At 73.3% G+C, this 17,905-nt stretch carries 21 protein-coding genes; 12 read left to right on the top strand and 9 right to left on the bottom strand.

What is annotated here, in order from left to right:
* Window positions 1-36: 36 nt before the first annotated feature.
* From ACZ3ZE_RS24400 to ACZ3ZE_RS24390, 3 genes are all read right to left on the bottom strand, one after another.
* Window positions 37-261 carry a hypothetical protein gene (locus tag ACZ3ZE_RS24400; RefSeq protein WP_361166589.1) on the bottom strand — a complete coding sequence of 75 codons (225 nt, stop codon included), beginning with the start codon at window positions 259-261 and terminating at the stop codon, window positions 37-39.
* 140 nt (window positions 262-401) lie between these two features.
* Window positions 402-1,220: a transglutaminase-like domain-containing protein gene (locus tag ACZ3ZE_RS24395; protein WP_361166592.1), complete on the bottom strand. Its 819-nt coding sequence runs from the start codon at window positions 1,218-1,220 to the stop codon at window positions 402-404.
* A complete protein-coding gene (locus tag ACZ3ZE_RS24390; RefSeq protein ID WP_361166595.1) occupies window positions 1,217-2,218 on the bottom strand; it encodes a GNAT family N-acetyltransferase in 1,002 nt (333 codons plus the stop codon). Before ACZ3ZE_RS24390 ends, ACZ3ZE_RS24395 begins: the two co-directional genes overlap by 4 nt.
* A gap of 112 nt (window positions 2,219-2,330) precedes the next feature.
* Between ACZ3ZE_RS24390 and fdxA the strand changes: the two genes are divergently transcribed.
* The gene (fdxA, locus tag ACZ3ZE_RS24385; RefSeq protein ID WP_046911647.1) at window positions 2,331-2,651 is read left to right on the top strand and encodes a ferredoxin; all 321 of its coding nucleotides are present in this window, start codon (window positions 2,331-2,333) and stop codon (window positions 2,649-2,651) included.
* Between the two features lie 109 nt (window positions 2,652-2,760).
* On the top strand, window positions 2,761-3,855 hold the full coding sequence (locus ACZ3ZE_RS24380; protein ID WP_361625282.1) for a bifunctional succinyldiaminopimelate transaminase/glutamate-prephenate aminotransferase: 1,095 nt from the start codon (window positions 2,761-2,763) through the stop codon (window positions 3,853-3,855).
* Between the two features lie 68 nt (window positions 3,856-3,923).
* On the opposite strand, the gene ACZ3ZE_RS24375 is transcribed toward ACZ3ZE_RS24380, so the two are convergent.
* Together ACZ3ZE_RS24375 and ACZ3ZE_RS24370 are read right to left on the bottom strand one after the other, a co-directional pair.
* Window positions 3,924-4,394 carry an ATP-binding protein gene (locus ACZ3ZE_RS24375; RefSeq protein ID WP_361166603.1) on the bottom strand — a complete coding sequence of 157 codons (471 nt, stop codon included), beginning with the start codon at window positions 4,392-4,394 and terminating at the stop codon, window positions 3,924-3,926.
* 377 nt (window positions 4,395-4,771) lie between these two features.
* The gene (locus ACZ3ZE_RS24370) at window positions 4,772-5,794 is read right to left on the bottom strand and encodes a VldE C-terminal domain-containing protein (RefSeq protein WP_467260659.1); all 1,023 of its coding nucleotides are present in this window, start codon (window positions 5,792-5,794) and stop codon (window positions 4,772-4,774) included.
* Window positions 5,795-5,823: 29 nt separating this feature from the next.
* Between ACZ3ZE_RS24370 and dapE the strand changes: the two genes are divergently transcribed.
* Both dapE and ACZ3ZE_RS24360 read left to right on the top strand, forming a co-directional pair.
* On the top strand, window positions 5,824-6,918 hold the full coding sequence (dapE, locus tag ACZ3ZE_RS24365; protein WP_361166609.1) for a succinyl-diaminopimelate desuccinylase: 1,095 nt from the start codon (window positions 5,824-5,826) through the stop codon (window positions 6,916-6,918).
* Window positions 6,919-7,002: 84 nt separating this feature from the next.
* On the top strand, window positions 7,003-7,752 hold the full coding sequence (locus tag ACZ3ZE_RS24360) for an LOG family protein (RefSeq protein ID WP_361166612.1): 750 nt from the start codon (window positions 7,003-7,005) through the stop codon (window positions 7,750-7,752).
* Window positions 7,753-7,836: 84 nt separating this feature from the next.
* Here the strand turns inward: ACZ3ZE_RS24360 and folP are convergent, their stop codons facing one another.
* Entirely contained in the window at window positions 7,837-8,697 is an 861-nt protein-coding gene (folP, locus tag ACZ3ZE_RS24355; RefSeq protein ID WP_361166615.1) for a dihydropteroate synthase, read from the bottom strand.
* A gap of 114 nt (window positions 8,698-8,811) precedes the next feature.
* Here folP and ACZ3ZE_RS24350 point away from each other — a divergent pair, with 114 nt between their 5' ends.
* Entirely contained in the window at window positions 8,812-9,159 is a 348-nt protein-coding gene (locus tag ACZ3ZE_RS24350; protein ID WP_361166618.1) for a DivIVA domain-containing protein, read from the top strand.
* Window positions 9,156-9,746, top strand: a complete 591-nt coding sequence (locus ACZ3ZE_RS24345) for a DNA-3-methyladenine glycosylase I (protein ID WP_361166621.1) — start codon at window positions 9,156-9,158, stop codon at window positions 9,744-9,746. Before ACZ3ZE_RS24350 ends, ACZ3ZE_RS24345 begins: the two co-directional genes overlap by 4 nt.
* Window positions 9,747-9,767: 21 nt before the next feature.
* On the opposite strand, the gene chcB is transcribed toward ACZ3ZE_RS24345, so the two are convergent.
* Window positions 9,768-10,571: a 2-cyclohexenylcarbonyl CoA isomerase gene (gene chcB, locus ACZ3ZE_RS24340; protein ID WP_361625291.1), complete on the bottom strand. Its 804-nt coding sequence runs from the start codon at window positions 10,569-10,571 to the stop codon at window positions 9,768-9,770.
* A 281-nt stretch (window positions 10,572-10,852) separates the two neighbouring features.
* Here chcB and ACZ3ZE_RS24335 point away from each other — a divergent pair, with 281 nt between their 5' ends.
* Complete coding sequence (locus ACZ3ZE_RS24335) at window positions 10,853-11,020, top strand: DUF3117 domain-containing protein (RefSeq protein WP_361166627.1); 168 nt, start codon at window positions 10,853-10,855, stop codon at window positions 11,018-11,020.
* A gap of 141 nt (window positions 11,021-11,161) precedes the next feature.
* Here ACZ3ZE_RS24335 and ACZ3ZE_RS24330 read toward each other — a convergent pair whose 3' ends face one another.
* Window positions 11,162-11,842 carry an O-methyltransferase gene (locus tag ACZ3ZE_RS24330; RefSeq protein ID WP_361167689.1) on the bottom strand — a complete coding sequence of 227 codons (681 nt, stop codon included), beginning with the start codon at window positions 11,840-11,842 and terminating at the stop codon, window positions 11,162-11,164.
* A 142-nt stretch (window positions 11,843-11,984) separates the two neighbouring features.
* Between ACZ3ZE_RS24330 and sigE the strand changes: the two genes are divergently transcribed.
* The 5 genes from sigE to ACZ3ZE_RS24305 all read left to right on the top strand — a co-directional run bounded on the left by sigE (window position 11,985) and on the right by ACZ3ZE_RS24305 (window position 16,696).
* Window positions 11,985-12,743, top strand: coding sequence for an RNA polymerase sigma factor SigE (gene sigE, locus ACZ3ZE_RS24325; protein ID WP_361166630.1), 759 nt, complete (start codon window positions 11,985-11,987; stop codon window positions 12,741-12,743).
* Complete coding sequence (locus ACZ3ZE_RS24320) at window positions 12,740-13,456, top strand: anti-sigma factor family protein (protein ID WP_361166633.1); 717 nt, start codon at window positions 12,740-12,742, stop codon at window positions 13,454-13,456. Before sigE ends, ACZ3ZE_RS24320 begins: the two co-directional genes overlap by 4 nt.
* 82 nt (window positions 13,457-13,538) lie before the next feature.
* A complete protein-coding gene (locus tag ACZ3ZE_RS24315; protein WP_467260656.1) occupies window positions 13,539-15,443 on the top strand; it encodes a S1C family serine protease in 1,905 nt (634 codons plus the stop codon).
* A 91-nt stretch (window positions 15,444-15,534) separates the two neighbouring features.
* A complete protein-coding gene (locus ACZ3ZE_RS24310) occupies window positions 15,535-15,996 on the top strand; it encodes a sec-independent translocase (RefSeq protein WP_467260653.1) in 462 nt (153 codons plus the stop codon).
* Window positions 15,997-16,093: 97 nt separating this feature from the next.
* Window positions 16,094-16,696 (top strand): hypothetical protein, encoded by a 603-nt coding sequence (locus ACZ3ZE_RS24305; protein ID WP_361166642.1) that lies wholly within the window; start codon window positions 16,094-16,096, stop codon window positions 16,694-16,696.
* A gap of 55 nt (window positions 16,697-16,751) precedes the next feature.
* On the opposite strand, the gene ACZ3ZE_RS24300 is transcribed toward ACZ3ZE_RS24305, so the two are convergent.
* The gene (locus tag ACZ3ZE_RS24300; protein ID WP_361166645.1) at window positions 16,752-17,885 is read right to left on the bottom strand and encodes an Mrp/NBP35 family ATP-binding protein; all 1,134 of its coding nucleotides are present in this window, start codon (window positions 17,883-17,885) and stop codon (window positions 16,752-16,754) included.
* Between the last annotated feature and the right edge of the window lie 20 nt (window positions 17,886-17,905).

Genomic DNA, 17,905 nt, shown 5'->3' with positions numbered 1-17,905 from the left:
CCCCGCACACGGAGACCGCGGTACGGGGACGAGGACCTACCACTCGCCCCCGTACCGCGCCTTCCTGGCCCGCAGCCAGGCCTGGATCTCCCGGGTCTCGCCCGCGGACGCCGCCCGCAGGTCCTCGGCCCGCACCGTCGCCACGTACCGCACGAACCGGACCCGCCGGTGCCGTCCGTCCACGCCGATGACCTTGCCGGGGCCGTACACGTCGGTGCCCGTGTGGGCGACGAAGCTGCCGGGACCGTGGGGGGTTTCCATCGCGCGCCTTCCGTTCGTGACGTCCCTCTGCGACGTCCTGGCCCCACCCTGGCGCGGATCGCCCCGCCCCCGCGGCGCCACACGCCCCGGGGGCGTCCTGTCGTCCGGCGGGAGGGTGACCGGGCGCCCGGCCGCGGGCCTCAGTTGAGCAGCGCGCGGGCCGCCTTCGCCCGCTGCCGGATCGCCTCGGCGGCGCTCGGCTCCACCGCGTCCATGACCGTCGCGTACGCCTCCATCTCGACCGCCCCGGTGAGGAAGTCGCCGCGCTGGACGAGCAGCTCCGCGCGGTCGTAGCGCAGCCTGGCCGGGTGCGAGGGCAGCATCAGGGACAGGTCGACCGCCCACAGGGCGACGTCCGAGCACTCGGGGCGGGCGCCGGCCCAGGCGCGGATGTTGTTCAGGACCCGCAGCACGATCGACGTGGGCGAGGCGGGCCGCAGCATCGAGGGGTCGAGCGCCTCGCCGGTGGCGCCCGCGACGAGGAGTTCCGCGTCGGCGCCGGTCATCGCCCGCCCGCCGGCGAACGGGTCGGCCAGGCGGAGCTCGCCCGGGTCGCCGAAGCCGACGACGAAGTGGCCGGGCAGGCCGAGGCCGTAGACGTGCGCCCCGGCCCGGCGGGCGACCTCCATCCACACCACCGACAGCAGGATCGGCAGCCCCCGGCGGCGCCGCAGCACCTCGTGGAGCAGGGAGGACTCCAGCCGCTGGTAGTCGGCGGGCACGCCCTGGAAGCCCTCGCGGCGGCCGAGCAGCTCCGAGAGCGCCGCGACCCACGCGTCGGCGCCGCGCGTCCCGTACGGCACGAGCCCGGCGAGCCGGTCCAGCTCGATCTCCGCCGCGTCCAGGTCGGCCTGGGTCACCGACGCGTCGGCCACCGCGCCGACCAGCAGGCAGAGGCGGGCGAGGTCGGGCTGTTCCGCCCGGGCCTCCTCCGCGAACTCCCGCCGCCAGTCGGTCATGCGCCCGTCCATCGGTAGTGGTGGTAGTGGTGGTGGACCGCGAAGCCCATCCCCTCGTACAGCGCCCCGGCGGCGTCGTTGTCCGCCTCCACCTGGAGCCAGGCGGCCGACGCGCCCTCGTCGAGCGCCCGGCGGGCGAGCGCCGTCATGACGGACGTGGCCAGGCCGCGGCGCCGCTGGGCGGGGTCGACCTCCACCGCCATGAACCCGGCCCAGCGCCCGTCCACCACACAGCGTCCGATCGCCGCCGGTATGTCTCCCGTGCCCGGTACGGAGGCGAACCACACACTCGGGCCGCTGCCGAGCACCTTCAGGACCTGCGGGCCGGGCTCGCCGAAGCGCTGGTAGCGGCGCAGCCAGTCCGCGCCGAAGGAGCGGTCGAGCCGGACGGCGTCGACGCCGGCGTCGGTGTCGCCGATCGGGGCGAGCGCCGCGATCCGCACCTCGGCGGAGACCTCCCGCCGCCAGTCCCGCCGCTCCAGTTCGGCGCAGAGCAGCTCCTGGGTGCCCGCGGCGCCGGTGGCGGCCTGCACGTAGGCGGGCAGCTCCCGGGCCGCGTACCACTCCCGTACGCGGTCGAGGGCGGCGTCCAGCGGCAGCCCCGGGTCGCCCAGCGGCAGCGCCGAGTTGGCCCGGCGGGTGAATCCGCCGGCCGCCCGCAGCGTCCACTCGCCGAGCGGCTCGCTCTCCAGCGGCTGCCAGGCGCGGGCGGTGGCGCGGGCGAGCTCGGGGAAGGTCGCGGCGGGGCCGCGGCGGCGGGCCGGGGCGGCGGGGACGGGCTTGCCCGCGACGAGGGCGGATTCCGCGATCCGGACGGCCTCACCGGTCCTGCGTGTGATCAGCAGCACACCGTCTTCCCACGATGTGAGAACACCGACCGCGTCCGTGAACCTCTCACCCGGCGCACCCGAGTCCGTCACGTACCGAACGGAGACACGTTTTCCCACGTCAGAGCTGCTTATACGGACTTCGAGACGTCCTCCACCAGCGAATTCCACAGCTTCTTGGCCCCTCCTGTTCGGATCGCCCCCGAGAACGGAGATACTAGGGGCGGGCATCGACGACGCCGCGCTCCCGCGCAGACCAGCCCTATCGAGGAGGAACGACAGCGTGACCTACGTCATCGCGCAGCCTTGTGTCGACGTGAAGGACAAGGCGTGCATCGAGGAGTGCCCCGTCGACTGCATCTACGAGGGCCAGCGGTCCTTGTACATCCACCCGGACGAATGCGTCGACTGCGGGGCCTGTGAGCCGGTCTGCCCGGTCGAGGCGATCTTCTACGAGGACGACACCCCGGACGAGTGGAAGGACTACTACAAGGCGAACGTCGAGTTCTTCGACGAGCTCGGTTCGCCCGGTGGTGCTTCCAAGCTGGGCCTGATCGAGCGGGACCACCCCTTCATCGCCGCCCTGCCGCCGCAGAACGGCTGATCATCCGCCCTCGGTCCCGTACGGCGTCGTCCGCCGTACGGGACCGACGCGTTTGCCGCCGCAGACGCCGACGCATCTCCCGCGTACGAACGAGGAAGTGAGCCAACCCGTGAGCGCAGTCTCTTCGCGCCTGCCCGTCTTCCCCTGGGACAAGCTGGAGCCGTACAAGAAGACGGCGACGGCCCACCCGGACGGGATCGTGGACCTGTCCGTGGGCACCCCGGTCGACCCGGTCCCCGCACTGATCCAGGACGCCCTGGTCGCGGCGGCGGACTCGCCGGGCTATCCCACGGTGTGGGGCACGAAGGACCTGCGGGACGCGCTCACCGGCTGGTGCGAGCGGCGCCTCGGCGCCACCGGCCTCGCCCACGAGAACGTGCTGCCGGTGGTCGGCTCCAAGGAGCTGGTGGCCTGGCTGCCGACCCAGCTCGGCCTCGGCGCCGGCGACCGGGTCGCCTACCCGCGGCTCGCCTACCCGACGTACGAGGTGGGCGCCCGGCTGTGCGGCGCGGAGGCCGTCGTCTACGACGACCCGACCGAGCTCGACCCGGCCGGCCTGAAGCTGCTGTGGCTCAACTCGCCGTCCAACCCGACCGGCAGGGTCCTCGGCAAGGACGAGCTGACCCGGATCGTCGCCTGGGCGCGCGAGCACGGCGTCCTCGTCTTCTCCGACGAGTGCTACCTGGAACTGGGCTGGGAGGCCGACCCGGTCTCGGTGCTGCACCCGGACGTCTGCGGCGGCTCGTACGAGGGCGTCGTCGCCGTCCACTCGCTCTCCAAGCGCTCCAACCTGGCCGGCTACCGGGCCGCGTTCATCGCGGGCGACGCGGCCGTCCTGGGCGAGCTGCTCCAGATCCGCAAGCACGGCGGCATGATGACCGCCGCCCCGGTCCAGGCGGCCACGGTCGCCGCGCTCGGCGACGACGCGCACGTGGCCGAGCAGCGCGAGCGGTACGCGGCCCGGCGCGCCGCCCTGCGCGCGGCCCTGGAGGCGCACGGCTTCCGCATCGAGCACAGCGAGGCCAGCCTCTACCTGTGGGCGACCCGCGACGAGCCCTGCTGGGACACGGTGGCCTACCTCGCGGAGAAGGGCGTCCTGGTGGCGCCCGGCGACTTCTACGGCGAGGCGGGCGAGCGTTTCGTGCGGGTCGCGTTCACGGCGACCGACGAGCGGGTCGAGGCCGCGGTCAAGCGCCTGGGCTGACGGCCCGGATCACGGGTGAGGGCCCGGGGAGCATCGCTCCCCGGGCCCTCACCCGTGTGCGGCGGAGGTCAGCCGCCGAGCGGCAGGCCACCCCCGAGCGGGAGGGTCGGCGCGGGCACGCCCTTGGTGGGCAGGCCGCCCAGGGTGCCACCGGTCGGCCCCTCGGCGCTCTCGGCGGCCGCGCCCGCGGTCTGGCCGACGACCTCGCCCGCGCTGCCGGCGGCGTCGCCCGCGACCTGCTGGGCGGCCGGGGTGGCGGTCTTGCCCGCCGTGCCCAGGGTCTTGCCGGCCGCCGGGACGGCCGTGCCGACGGCCTTGCTGCCGGTCTCGCCGACGACGCCGGTCGCGGTCTGCGAGGCGGTGTCGAGGGTGGAACCGGTGGCGGCACCGTCGAGCTGGGTCAGACCCGACAGGGCGCCGGTCGGGGCGAGGGACTGGTCCACGGCGCTCGCGGAGCCGGCCGCACCGACCACCGGCGCTGCTCCGGCCGCGATGAGCAGGGCGGCGCGGGCGATCCGACGGGTCAGGGGGAGGGACATGGTGCTCCTTCAGCGGAGGGGGCGTTTGCGGTTGGACGCAGTGACAACCGGCCGTGGGGAGGGGGAGGTTGCGGACGCCGAAGGTAAAGACTGGGTAATGCGTCGTATTGTCGGGTGGGGAGGAAAGCGGACGAACACGCCCATGCGCCGCCGCCTGCGGAACCGTCACTTCCCTTGCGCCGCACGGGGATTGCCGTGACATGACATGCGACGGGAAAGCTGCCCGGAGAGCTCTGCGGCGCGCGCGCCGGATGACACGTCCGGGGGACAGTCCGTACGGCTGCCCGCACGGGCCCGGCATGCGGTCGTGCGGCCGGGCGTGCGGCCGGGAGTGCGGCCGGGAGGCGGCCGGGCGTGCGGAATTTTGGGTAGCGGCGCTATCTGGCGGTGAGTCTGAGCCGGACCCAGGAGCCGTCCGTGCCGCCGGTGCCGCCCGTGCCCTCGGCCCCCTGGGCGCCGTCGGTCCCGCCGGTGTTTCCGGCGCCCTTGGCGCCGCCGTCGCGCTTCACCGGCTCCCACTCGCCCGACGAGTCGTCCGCCCGCCAGACCCGGTCCCCGTACGCCACCTCGGCGACCCGCAGCTCGTCCGCCCGCGCCACCGCCCACTGCGCCAGCTCCCAGCCGCGCTGCTCCCGCGACCCCGTGGCCGCCCGCACCGGTACGGAGAGCTCGACGGCCGCGGCCCCCGCGCCCGGCCCGCCCGAAGGCGCGCCCTTCGCGTCCGGGGGCGTCACCCGGGGCTTCGCCCGCTCGCCGAAGGCGCGGACCACCTCGTCCCGCACCCGCGCCGGATCGCCCGGCCGGCCCTCCGCCACGTCCGCCGTGCACGCCAGCGAGGCCGGCGCCCGGCCGGTCAGCGCCGCCGACAGCAGCGCCGCGTCCGGCTCGTGCTTCGCGTACGCCTGCGGGAAACCGCTGCGCTGCACCTTCTGCGCCGCCACCGTCAGCGGCAGCCGCGAATACCCCGGGACCTTCTCCAGTCCCTCGTAGAACTTCCCCGACGCGTACACCGGGTCGATGATCTGCTCGGGCGTCCCCCAGCCCTGCGAGGGGCGTTGCTGGAACAGGCCGAGCGAGTCACGGTCGCCGTGCTCGATGTTGTACAGCGCCGACTCCTGGAGCGCCGTCGCCAGCGCGATGGTCACCGCGCGCTCCGGCATCCCCCGGGTGGTGCCCACGGCCGCGATCGTCGCCGCGTTGGACGCCTGCTCCGGGGTGAACTCGTACCGGTTCGCCCCGCTCCCGACACTGCACCGCGGCGCGCCCTTGCTCCCCGTGACGTAATGCACGGCGACATAGGCGACCAGCCCGAGGAGCACGGCGAACGCGGCCGTGAGCCGGGCGAGACGTCCGCGACGTGCGGGGCTGGGGGGACGGGTGGGCTCGGACACGCGCCCCACCGTACTGGAGGCCGCGTTAGGGTCGGCACATGGCTGACACCGCTCCTGGAGAGACTCCGCTGGACCTCACGCTCGACGGCGCCGCGCTGACCGCCGCCCTGGTCGACTTCCCGTCCGTCAGCGGCACCGAGAAGCCGCTCGCCGACGCGATCGAGCAGGCCCTGCGCGGACTGCCGCACCTCACCGTCGACCGGTACGGCAACAACGTCGTCGCGCGCACCCGCCTCGGTCACGGCGAGCGGGTCGTCCTCGCCGGACACATCGACACCGTGCCCATCGCGGACAACGTGCCGTCCCGGCTCGACGAGGACGGCATCCTGTGGGGCTGCGGCACCTCCGACATGAAGTCGGGCGTCGCCGTCCAGCTGCGGATCGCCGCCACCGTCCCCGCGCCCAACCGCGACCTCACGTTCGTCTTCTACGACAACGAGGAGGTCGCCGCCCACCTCAACGGCCTCGGCAAGATCGCCGACGCCCACCCGGACTGGCTCGCGGGCGACTTCGCCGTCCTCCTGGAGCCCTCCTTCGGCGAGGTCGAGGGCGGCTGCCAGGGGACCCTGCGCGTCAAGCTGCACACCACGGGCGAGCGGGCCCACTCCGCGCGCTCCTGGATGGGATCCAACGCCATCCACGCCGCCGCGCCCATCCTGGCCCGCCTGGCCGCGTACGAGCCGCGCAAGCCGGTCATCGACGGCCTGGAGTTCCACGAGGGCCTCAACGCCGTCGGCATCGAGGGCGGTGTCGCCACCAACGTCATCCCCGACGCCTGCGTGGTCACCGTCAACTACCGCTACGCCCCCGACCTCTCCCCGGAGCAGGCCGTGGCCCACGTCCGCGAGGTCTTCGCGGACTGCGGCGTCGCCGAGTTCGAGATCGACGACGAGAGCGGCGGCGCCCTGCCCGGCCTCTCGCACCCCGCCGCCGCGGCCTTCATGAAGGCGGTCGGCGGCAGCGCCCGCCCCAAGTTCGGCTGGACCGACGTCGCCCGCTTCAGCGCGCTGGGCGTCCCCGCGGTCAACTACGGGCCCGGCGACCCCATCTACGCCCACAAGCGCGACGAGCACGTGCACGTCGAGCGGATCCACCACTGCGAGGCAAGGCTCCGTGACTGGCTGACCGACTGATTCCCGGAATTTCGCTTTTCGTCACCTCTGTGGACCTACCCTGACCGGACCGGAAGATCAGTGGAACGGTGAAAGGAGCAGGCCATGGGTGTCCCCGAGGACCCGAAGAAGCCGGAGGAGCAGAGGCTGGGACCGGTGCTCAGGCGCCGTGACCAGGTCCAGCCCGGCACCACGGACCAGCGCCTGCTCGACACCGAGGGCGACTCGGAGTGGGTGCACACCGACCCCTGGCGGGTCATGCGCATCCAGTCCGAGTTCGTCGAGGGCTTCGGCGCCCTGGCCGAACTGCCCAGCGCGATCAGCGTCTTCGGCTCGGCCCGCACCAAGCCCGACTCGCCCGAGTACGAGGCCGGTGTACGCATCGGCCGCGCCCTCGTCGAAGCGGGCTTCGCCGTCATCACCGGCGGCGGCCCGGGCGCCATGGAGGCGGCCAACAAGGGCGCCCGGGAGGCCAAGGGCGTCTCCGTGGGCCTCGGCATCGAGCTCCCCTTCGAGCAGGGCCTCAACCCGCACGTCGACATCGGCGTGAACTTCCGCTACTTCTTCGTCCGCAAGACGATGTTCGTGAAGTACGCGCAGGGCTTCGTCGTCCTGCCCGGCGGCCTCGGCACCCTCGACGAGCTCTTCGAGGCCCTGACCCTGGTCCAGACCAGCAAGGTCACCCGGTTCCCGATCGTCCTCTTCGGCACCGCGTACTGGAAGGGCCTCGTCGACTGGCTCCGCGACTCCGTCGTGGCCGGCGGCAAGGCCTCCGAACACGACCTCCTCCTCTTCCACCTCACGGACGACGTGGACGAGGCGGTCGCGCTGGTGACGAAGGAGGTCGGGCGCTAGGACCGTCCGGCCGGGGTTGTGGGCACCCGTTCCGCCGGGGCGGAACGGGTGGGCACGACCCCACCCGCCGGGGGGCCCTCCCGGCTACGCCAGCCCGCGCCGAGCCACCGCCGGGGGCCGATGCCCCGCGATGGACGCCACCATGTCCAGCACCTGCCGCGTCTCGGCCACCTCGTGCACCCGGTAAACCCGCGCCCCCAGCCACGCCGAAACCGCCGTCGTCGCCAGCGTCCCGAGCACCCGCTCCTTGACCGGCCGGTCCAGGGTCTCCCCGACGAAGTCCTTGTTGGACAGGGACACGAGCACCGGCCACCCGGTCGCCGCCATCTCCCCGAGCCGCCGCGTCGCCTCCAGGCTGTGCCGCGTGTTCTTCCCGAAGTCGTGACCCGGGTCGATCATGATCCCGTCGCGCCGCACCCCCAGCGCCACCGCCCGCTCGGCGAGCCCGACCGTGACCCGCAGGATGTCGTCCATCACGTCCTCGTACGCGGTCCGGTGCGGCCGGGTCCGCGGCTCCGCACCGCCCGCGTGGGTGCAGACGAGCCCCGCGCCGTACTTCGCGGCGACCTCCGCGAGCCGCGGGTCGACCCCGCCCCACGCGTCGTTCAGGACGTCCGCGCCGGCCTCGCACACCGCCTCGCCGACATCCGCCCGCCAGGTGTCCACGCTGATCACGACGGACGGGTGGCGCCGCCGCACCTCGGCCACGAAGCCGACCGTGCGCCGCGCCTCCTCCTCGGCCGTGACCTCCTCGCCGGGGCCCGCCTTGACGCCGCCGATGTCGATGATCGCGGCACCCTCGGCCACGGCCTGCTCCACCCGGGCGAGGGCCGGTTCGTCCGTGAAGGTCGCCCCCTGGTCGTAGAAGGAGTCCGGGGTCCGGTTCACGATCGCCATGATCACCGGCTCGTGCGGCCCGAATTCACGCGGTCCCAAGCGCAGCATCCCTTATGTCCTCCCTTGCGACCGGTCGCCGCATCGTCTGCGACCCTAACTGTCGGTGCCGCATGGCACGATCGGCACCGGACGTTTTCCACGGACGGGGAGAGGCGCGCGCTGGTGTTCTGGTTTCTGCTGATCACGATGGTCGTGGTCGTCGCGGCGGTCACCCTGGCGGTGGTCGGCGGCGGCGACGGCGAGGTGCTGCCCGAGGCGGCGCCCGAGCAACTGATCGATCCGCTCCCCGCGACCCGCCCGGTCGGCCAGGCCGATGTCGAGGCGCTGCGGCTGCCCGTCGCCGTCCGGGGCTACCGGATGGCGGACGTCGACGACGTCCTCGGGCGGCTCGGCGCCGAGCTCGCCGAGCGCGACGCCCGGATCGCGGAGCTGGAGACGGCCCTGACCGGCCCGGGGCCGAGGGACGCCGCCCCGGGCGACGCCCCTCGGGACGGGGAGGACGGCGCGTGAGCGAGGGCCGTGCGATCGCGGGGCCCGACGGACTGCTGCGCTGCCCGTGGGGCCTGTCGGCCGAGGACTACGTGGCGTACCACGACGAGGAGTGGGGCCGCCCGGTCCACGGCGACGACGCCCTGTTCGAGCGCCTGTGCCTGGAGGCCTTCCAGTCCGGGCTCTCGTGGATCACGATCCTGCGGCGCCGTGAGGGCTTCCGTACGGCCTTCTCCGGCTTCCGGATCACCGAGGTGGCCCGGTTCACCGACACCGACCGCGAACGGCTCCTGGGCGACGAGGGGATCATCCGCAACCGCGCCAAGATCGACGCCACCATCGCCAACGCGCAGGTGCTCGTCGGCTGGGCCCCCGGCGAGCTGGACGAGCTGATCTGGTCGTACGCGCCGGACCCGGCGACCCGCCCGGTCCCGGCCGGCACGGGCGAGGTGCCGGCCGTGACGGACGAGTCGACGGCCCTGTCCAAGGCGCTGAAGAAGCGCGGACTGCGGTTCATCGGCCCGACCACGGCGTACGCGCTGATGCAGGCCTGCGGTCTGGTCGACGACCACGTCGCCGGCTGCGTGGCGCGCGGCGCCGGCCGCTGAGCCGGCGCCCCCGCGGGCCGCTCAGCGGCCCAGGTACTTCGGCTTCTCCTTGGCGACGAAGGCCTGCACGGCGATCGTGTGGTCCTCCGACGCGCCCGCCTTCGTCTGGAGCTCGTCCTCCTTCTCCAGCGCCTCGGCGAGCGAGTGGTCCGCCCCGTACGCGAGGGACTCCTTCAGCGCCGCGTAGGCGACGGTCGGCCCCTCGGCCAGCTTCCGGGCCACCTTCGCGGCCTCCTCGGCGAGCGACCCGGCCGGGACGAGCCGGTTCACGATGCCCAGCTCGTACGCCTCCTGGGCGCCGATCGAGCGCGGGAAGAGCAGCAGGTCGGCGGCGCGGCTGTGGCCGATCAGCCGGGGCAGCGTCCAGGACATGCCCGAGTCGGCGGTGAGGGCGACCCCGGCGAACGAGGTGTTGAAGGCGGCCGTGTCCGCCACCACCCGGTAGTCCGCCGCCAGCGCGAAGCCGAAACCGGCTCCGGCCGCCACGCCGTTGACCGCCGCGACGACCGGCTTCGTCATCCCGGTGAGCGCCCGCACGATCGGGTTGTAGTGGTCGCGGACCGTGTTCATCGTGGCCCGCGTGCCGGACTCCTGGTCCTGGAGCAGGAGCCCGACGTGCTCCTTCAGGTCCTGGCCCACACAGAACGCGCGGTCGCCCGCGGCGGTCAGCAGCACCGCCCGTACGTCCGGGTCGGCGGCGGCCGTCTCGACCGCCTCGCGCAGGGCCACCTTCGCCGCCACGTTCATGGCGTTCATGGCCTCGGGGCGGTTGATGGTGATGGTGGCGAGCCCGTCGCTCACCTCGTACAGCACCGTGTCGGCCATCGCGGGGGTCCCTTCGCCTCATTGCGTCGATTGACCCCCTCAGCATGGCGGAGATCACCGGCCCGCAGCATGTGACCTGCGTCAAAGAATCCGGGCCCGAACGGGGAGCGGCAGCGGCGCAGTATCGCAGGTGGATCGGCGAAATATGCGGTTTTGTGAAAGCGCGTTGCGGAAGCGATGCCGCCTGATGTTGGTCATCGGGTCCTCTGATGCGGGATAATGACCGGGAAGCAATCGTGTTCGATGCTTTGGATGAGCTGGTTTCAGGAAGGGGAACGAGCATGGCGGCCATGAAGCCGCGGACGGGTGACGGCCCGCTCGAGGTGACAAAGGAGGGGCGGGGCATTGTCATGCGCGTTCCGCTCGAAGGCGGCGGCCGGCTCGTCGTCGAGCTGACCCCGGACGAGGCGAAGGCGCTCGGTGACGCACTGAAGAGCGTCGTCGGCTGACGCACCCCCTGTCACGGATTTCCACTTCTGCCCCGGTACGGTACCCACCGTGCCGGGGCAGAGGTGTACCGGGCTCCGGCGCCTTGCGATGCACCGCACCAGACGCCGCGACCTACCCGACCCTGATCCGCCGGACAGGCCCTAGACGCCCCTGCGGACCGCGCACAGCAGGCCGTCGCCGACCGGCAGCAGGGTCGGCAGCAGCGCCGGGCTCTCCCGCACCGTGCGCAGCAGCTCGCGTATCCGCAGCACCTCGGCCGGCTGGGCCGCCGAGTCCACCGTGCGGCCGTCCGCGAAGACGCCCTCGAAGCAGACCAGACCGCCCGGTCGCAGCAGGCGCAACGATTCAGCGAGATAGTCCAGGGACTCCGTGCGGTCGCCGTCGCAGAACACGAGGTCGTACCCGCCGTCCGCCAGCCGGGGCAGGACCTCCAGGGCACGGCCGGGGATGAACCGCGCCCGGTTGCCCGCGAAGCCCGCCGCGCGGAACGCCGCCTTCGCGTGCGCCTGCCGCTCCGGGTCCATGTCCACGGTGGTCAGCACCCCGTCCGGGCGCATCCCGAGCAGCAGATAGATCCCCGACACGCCCGTGCCCGTACCGATCTCCGCCACCGCCTTGGCGTCCGCCGTGGCGGCCAGCAGCCGCAGAGCGGCGCCCGTTCCCGGCGACACCGAGGGCACCCCTGCCTCCCGGGCCCGGTCACGGGCCCAGCGCAGCGCTTCGTCCTCGGCGACAAAGGCGTCGGCGAACGCCCAGCTCGTCTGCCGGTTGGCGGTAATGGCCCTCTCCTGTCCCCGTGCCTGTCCCCGTAGTTGACGCAGGCGTCGACTGTATCCGCTGCGCGCGGGAACCCGCAGATGGGACCGCGCGTTCCTAGAGACAGGAAGCGAGACGGGACGGCGGCCTGAGCCGGCCCCAAATTCGCGTAAAGATTCTTATCCGGAGCTAACGGGCGAGGTGGCTATGGTAGGGGCTCCACTGGACACCACCAGAGCCGATAGGGGAGGTGCGGCTGCGCCTGTGGATCGGAGAGGGAGGCTTCGGCGCCTTCTCGGATCGGCGGGTGAGCCGAAATCCGTGACCGACACCGCTGACCGTTCCCGCACCGCCGACTCCGCACCCACCACCGCGACCTTCGCATCGGATGCGGAATCGCAGGCGTGGACTCCGCCCAGCTGGGAGGAGATCGTCAGCACGCACAGCGGCCGGGTCTACCGACTCGCGTACCGTCTGACGGGCAACCAGCACGACGCCGAGGACCTGACCCAGGAGGTCTTCGTCCGGGTCTTCCGCTCGCTGTCGTCCTACACGCCCGGCACCTTCGAGGGCTGGCTGCACCGCATCACGACCAACCTGTTCCTGGACATGGTCCGCCGCAAGCAGCGCATCCGCTTCGACGCGCTCGCCGACGACGCCGCCGAGCGGCTGCCCAGCCGTGAGCCGTCCCCGCAGCAGGCGTTCAACGACACCCACTTCGACGCCGACGTGCAGCAGGCCCTGGACACCCTCGCGCCCGAGTTCCGTGCCGCGGTCGTCCTCTGCGACATCGAAGGCCTCTCCTACGAGGAGATCGCCGCGACCCTCGGCGTGAAGCTGGGCACCGTCCGCAGCCGCATCCACCGCGGCCGCTCCCACCTGCGCAAGGCGCTCAAGCACCGCTCGCCCGAGGCGCGCGCGGAGCGGGCGCTCGCCGCAGTCGGCTGGGAGGGCGGATCGGCGTGAGCGGCACCCGTCCGTCAGCGACCCCGGCGGAACAGCACCTCGCCGGGCAGAACCTCGCGGATCAGCACCTCGGCGACCGGCTCGCCGCGCTCGTCGACGGCGAACTCGGCCATGACGCCCGCGAACGGGTCCTCGCCCACCTCGCCACCTGCCCCAAGTGCAAGGCCGAGGCGGACGCCCAGCGCACCCTGAAGAGCGTCTTCGCCTCCAGTGCGCCCCCTCCACCCTCGGAGGGGCTGTTGGCGCGGCTCCAGGGGCTGCCGGGGGGACCGAATGACCAGGGGGGTCCTTTCGACGACCTCCTGCGCGGCGGAGGGCTGCGGTCCGACGGCTTCGCCACGGCCGCGCCCGTCACCCCGCACTCCGGCTTCCGGATCCACGAGGTCGGCGACCGCTCCTCGGGGCGGGGCCGCCGGTTCGCCTTCGCGGCGGCCAGCGCGGTCTCCTTCGCCGCGATCGCGCTGGGCGGCACGCTGCCGCTCGACGGGGCGCGCGGCCAGGGCACCGGCAACAACGTGACCCCGCTGCGGGCCCCGGCGACCTTCGCCTCGGGCTCCCGCCGCGAGCAGCCCCCGGTGACGGCCCCCACCGTGGTGCCGGCCCGCCTGGAACTGTCCCCGTTCATACGCCCGGCGGCTCCCGCGCTCAGGCTCTCCTACGCGCCCGGAACCGCCCCGACCGCCACCCCCGCCCCCAGCCCCTCCCACCGCTGACCGGTGACCTGGTTGAATCCAGGGGCAGGGGCGCGCCCGACGAACCGGTGGGCGCGGACAGGTCATCTGTTGCGGGGAGAGCATGAAGAACGGGAAGCCGACCTGGTGGAGCCGTCCGTCGACCACACCCATCCCGCCACCTGACCAGCCCCCGGCCCCGTCCCCGGACGCGGCGGGGGCCCAGGCCGGGGACACGGACTTCACCCTGGCGGCACCGGCCCCGACGCCGGCACCTGCGGTGGAGCCGGTCCCGGCGCCCGCCCCGGCACCGGCCGCGGAGCCGGTTCCGGCCCCGGTGACGGAGCCCGTCCCGGCACCCGCCGCGGAGTCGGCCCCGGCCGAGCCCGAGGCGCCCGGGACCGTACGTCCCGAGGCGGCGGCCGCGCCCGAGGCGCCCGCGCGCTCGGAGACCTCGGCGCCGGCGGCCGTGATACCGCCGCCCGCCGCGCCCGCGCCCGCGCCCGCGGCCGAACCCGCGCCCGCACCCGCGCCCGGGTCCACCGACCCGCGCCACGCCGAGTCGGCCTACGCCGAGTCGGCCCACGCCGAGCCGATCGCTCCCGGCCCGCTCTCCGCCGAGCCTCTGTCGGCCGAGCCCGTCTCCGCCGAGCCGTCTCTCGTCGCGCCCGTCGCGCCCGTCGCGCCCGCCGGGGACCAGCCGCCCGTCCCCGCCCCCGTACCGGCGCAGCCGCACCCGGAGGCCCAGCCCCTGCACGCCCCCGACCCCTACCGCACCCCGCCCTACGGCGAGCCGGGGCCGTGGGCGCCCGCGCCGCCTGTGCAGCGGCCCATGGCCGTGGCGCCCGCGTACGACCCGTGGGCGGCCTCCGTGCCGCTCGCCGGGGGGCCGGTCGTCCCGCCGGTCACGGTGAAGGCCCGGAAGTCGCGGCGCGGTCTCGCGCTCGTCGGTGCCCTGGCCTTCGCGCTGGTCACCGGAGTCGTCGGCGGCGGCGTCGGCGCGTACATCGAGCGCAACGGCGGGATCACCACCGTCGAGCTGCCCCAGGCCGGCCCCGAGGCGGAGGGCCGCGCGCCCGGCAGCGTCGCGGGGATCGCCGCCGGGGCCCTGCCGGGCGTCGTCACCATCCATGTGAGCGGGAGCGGTTCCTCCGGCACCGGCACCGGTTTCGTGCTCGACACCCGCGGCAACATCCTGACCAACAACCACGTCGTGGACGCGGCGGCCGCCTCCGGCGAGATCTCCGTCACCTTCAGCAACGGCGAGTCGGCCCGCGCCAAGCTGATCGGCCGTGACACCGGCTACGACCTCGCCGTCATCCGGGTCTCCGGCGTCTCGGGCCTCAGGCCGCTGCCGCTGGGCAACTCCGACACCGTCCGCGTCGGCGACCCGGTCGTCGCGATCGGCGCCCCCTTCGACCTGTCGAACACGGTCACCTCCGGCATCATCAGCGCCAAGGAGCGCCCGATCACGGCCGGCGGCGAGAAGGGCGACGGCACCGACATCAGCTACGTCGACGCCCTCCAGACCGACGCCCCGATCAACCCCGGCAACTCGGGCGGCCCGCTGCTCGACTCCCGGGGCCGGGTCATCGGCATCAACAGCGCGATTCGCGCCGCGAGCAACAGCTCCGAGAGCGGCGGCCAGTCCGGCTCGATCGGTCTCGGCTTCGCCATCCCCGTCAACCAGGGCAAGCGGGTCGCCGAGGAGCTCATCAACACCGGCAAGGCAGCTCACCCGGTCATCGGCGTCAGCCTCGACATGCAGTACACCGGCGACGGGGCCAAGGTCGGCGCGAAGGGCAAGGACGGCACCTCGTCCGTCACCCCCGACGGCCCCGCGGCCCGCGCCGGGATCAGGCCGGGCGACGTCATCACCAAGGTCGACGGGCAGCGCGTGCACAGCGGCGAGGAGCTGATAGTGAAGATCCGCGCCCACCGCCCCGGCGACCGCCTGAAGCTGACGCTGACCCGCGACGGCAAAGAGCAGACAAAGACGTTGACGCTCGGTTCCTCCTCGGGCGCCTAGGCGCCATGCGGAGGTCACCACGAGGTACCCGCCAGGCAGTTTCGGCGGGTACGGTGGACCGGGCCCGGGACCGGCGTGAAGGAGCTACAGGGTGTTCAGCGACATAGGCGCACTCGAGCTGGTGACGCTCGTGGTGCTCGCCGTGCTCATCTTCGGCCCCGAGAAGCTGCCGAAGATGATCCAGGACGTTTCCCGCTTCATCCGCAAGATCCGGGAGTTCTCGGACAGCGCCAAGGCGGACATCCGCAGCGAGCTCGGCCCGGAGTTCAAGGACTTCGAGTTCGAGGACCTCAACCCGAAGAACTTCATCCGCAAGCAGCTCGCGGAGAACCAGGACTTCAAGGAGCTCAACGAGCTCCGCTCCAGCTTCGACCTGAAGAAGGAGATGAACGAGGTCGCCGACGCCGTCCACGGCCGCGAGACGGCGCCCACCGCGTCCACGGCGCCCGCCGCGCCCGCCGCGGTGAACGGCTCCGCCCCGCCGGACCTCCTGAAGAAGCAGGACAAGCCGGACACCGTCGAGCGCCCGCCGTACGACTCCGACGCCACCTGACGACGGCCTGTCACCGAACGAGCGCGGCTCGGTGGCTATCCTCCCCCTTGGGGTACCCCCGGACGAGGTCCGGGGGAGCGACGAGGAGGCGGCCGAGATGAAGACGACGAGTCGGGTGGAGACCGAGGGGTTTCTGCGCGCGCCCTTCGCCTGGTACGGGCTCGACGAGGCGTTCACCGGCCCGCGCCGGCTGATGCAGATCGGCACGGCCGCGGACGGCACCGTCCAGTACGGCTCGATGGGCCACGGTGACGAGCCGTCGATAAAGTCCGAGGCCGTCGGCGCCGAGAAGGAGCGCTTCGCCGTCGTCGTGACCGTCGCCGCGAACCCCGTGCGCCGCACCGGCGACGGCACGGGCGTCCTGGAGGCCACCACGGTCTCCTCCGCGGCCTGGCTGGCCGGCTCGGGGCTGCTCGCCCAGACCTGGCCCGCCAACCTCGACCACACGCGGCGGAACGACTGGCTGGACCAGCAGACGGAGACGGCCTTCGAGCTCGCCGACGACCTCGACGGGCCGGCCTGGTCGACGCTCTCGCTGCCCGTGGACGGCGTCCCGGTGCCGTTCCACTACCGCGAGTCCGAGTTCGGCTGGGTGCTGGCCGGTTCGGCGACCGGCGTGCACATCGGGGCGTACGGGCGCGGGATGAGCGCGTACGGCCTGGGCTTCGCGACGGTCAAGGACCTGGGCCTGTACGCCTGACGGCACGGCACGCAGGCACGCGAAAGGGCGCCCCGAAGGGCGCCCTTTCCCCGTCTCAGAACTTGTTGCGCGGCGTGATGCCCAGGCTCATGCCCGACAGGCCGCGCTGGCGGCCGCCCAGCTTGCCGGCGATGGCGCGCAGGGCCGCGCCGGCCGGGGAGTCCGGGTCGGACAGGACGACCGGCTTGCCCTCGTCGCCGCCCTCGCGCAGCCGTACGTCGATCGGGATCGAGCCGAGCACCGGGACGTTCGCGCCGGTGGTCTTCGTCAGCCCGTCGGCGACCCGCTGGCCACCGCCCGTGCCGAACACGTCGACCATCTCGTCGCAGTGCGGACACGGCAGGCCGGCCATGTTCTCGACGACGCCGACGATCTTCTGGTGGGTCTGCACGGCGATCGAACCGGCCCGCTCGGCGACCTCCGCCGCCGCCTGCTGCGGGGTGGTGACGACCAGGATCTCCGCGTTCGGCACCAGCTGGGCGACGGAGATGGCGATGTCGCCGGTGCCCGGCGGCAGGTCGAGCAGCAGGACGTCCAGGTCGCCCCAGTACACGTCGGCGAGGAACTGCTGGAGTGCTCGGTGGAGCATCGGGCCGCGCCACACCACCGGGGCGTTGCCCGGGGTGAACATGCCGATGGAGATGACCTTCACGCCGTTCGCCGACGGCGGCATGATCATGTTCTCGACCTGGGTCGGACGCCCGTCCGCGCCCAGCATGCGCGGCACGCTGTGGCCGTAGATGTCGGCGTCGACGACACCGACCTTCAGCCCGTCGGCCGCCATCGCCGCCGCCAGGTTGACCGTCACCGAGGACTTGCCGACGCCGCCCTTGCCGGAGGCCACCGCGTACACCCGGGTCAGCGAGCCGGGCTTCGCGAAGGGGACCTCGCGCTCGGCGGTGGTGCCGCGCAGCGCGGAGGCGAGCTCCTTGCGCTGCTCGTCGCTCATCACGTCCAGCGTGACGTCGACGCCCGTGACGCCCTCGACGCGGGAGACGGCGTCCGTCACGCGCTGGGTGATGGTGTCGCGCATCGGGCAGCCGGAGACCGTGAGATAGACCGTGACGGCGACCCTGCCGTCGGATCCGATCTCCACCGACTTCACCATGCCGAGCTCGGTGATCGGTTTGTTGATCTCGGGGTCGTTCACCGTCGCCAGTGCCTCAAGCACCGCGTCTTCCGTAGCCATAGAACAGATGGTACGGCGAC

The organism is Streptomyces sp. NPDC023157 (assembly GCF_055560575.1).
The sequence above is the reverse complement of the archived record's forward strand: the minus strand, read 5'-3'. Positions and strand labels throughout refer to the sequence as shown.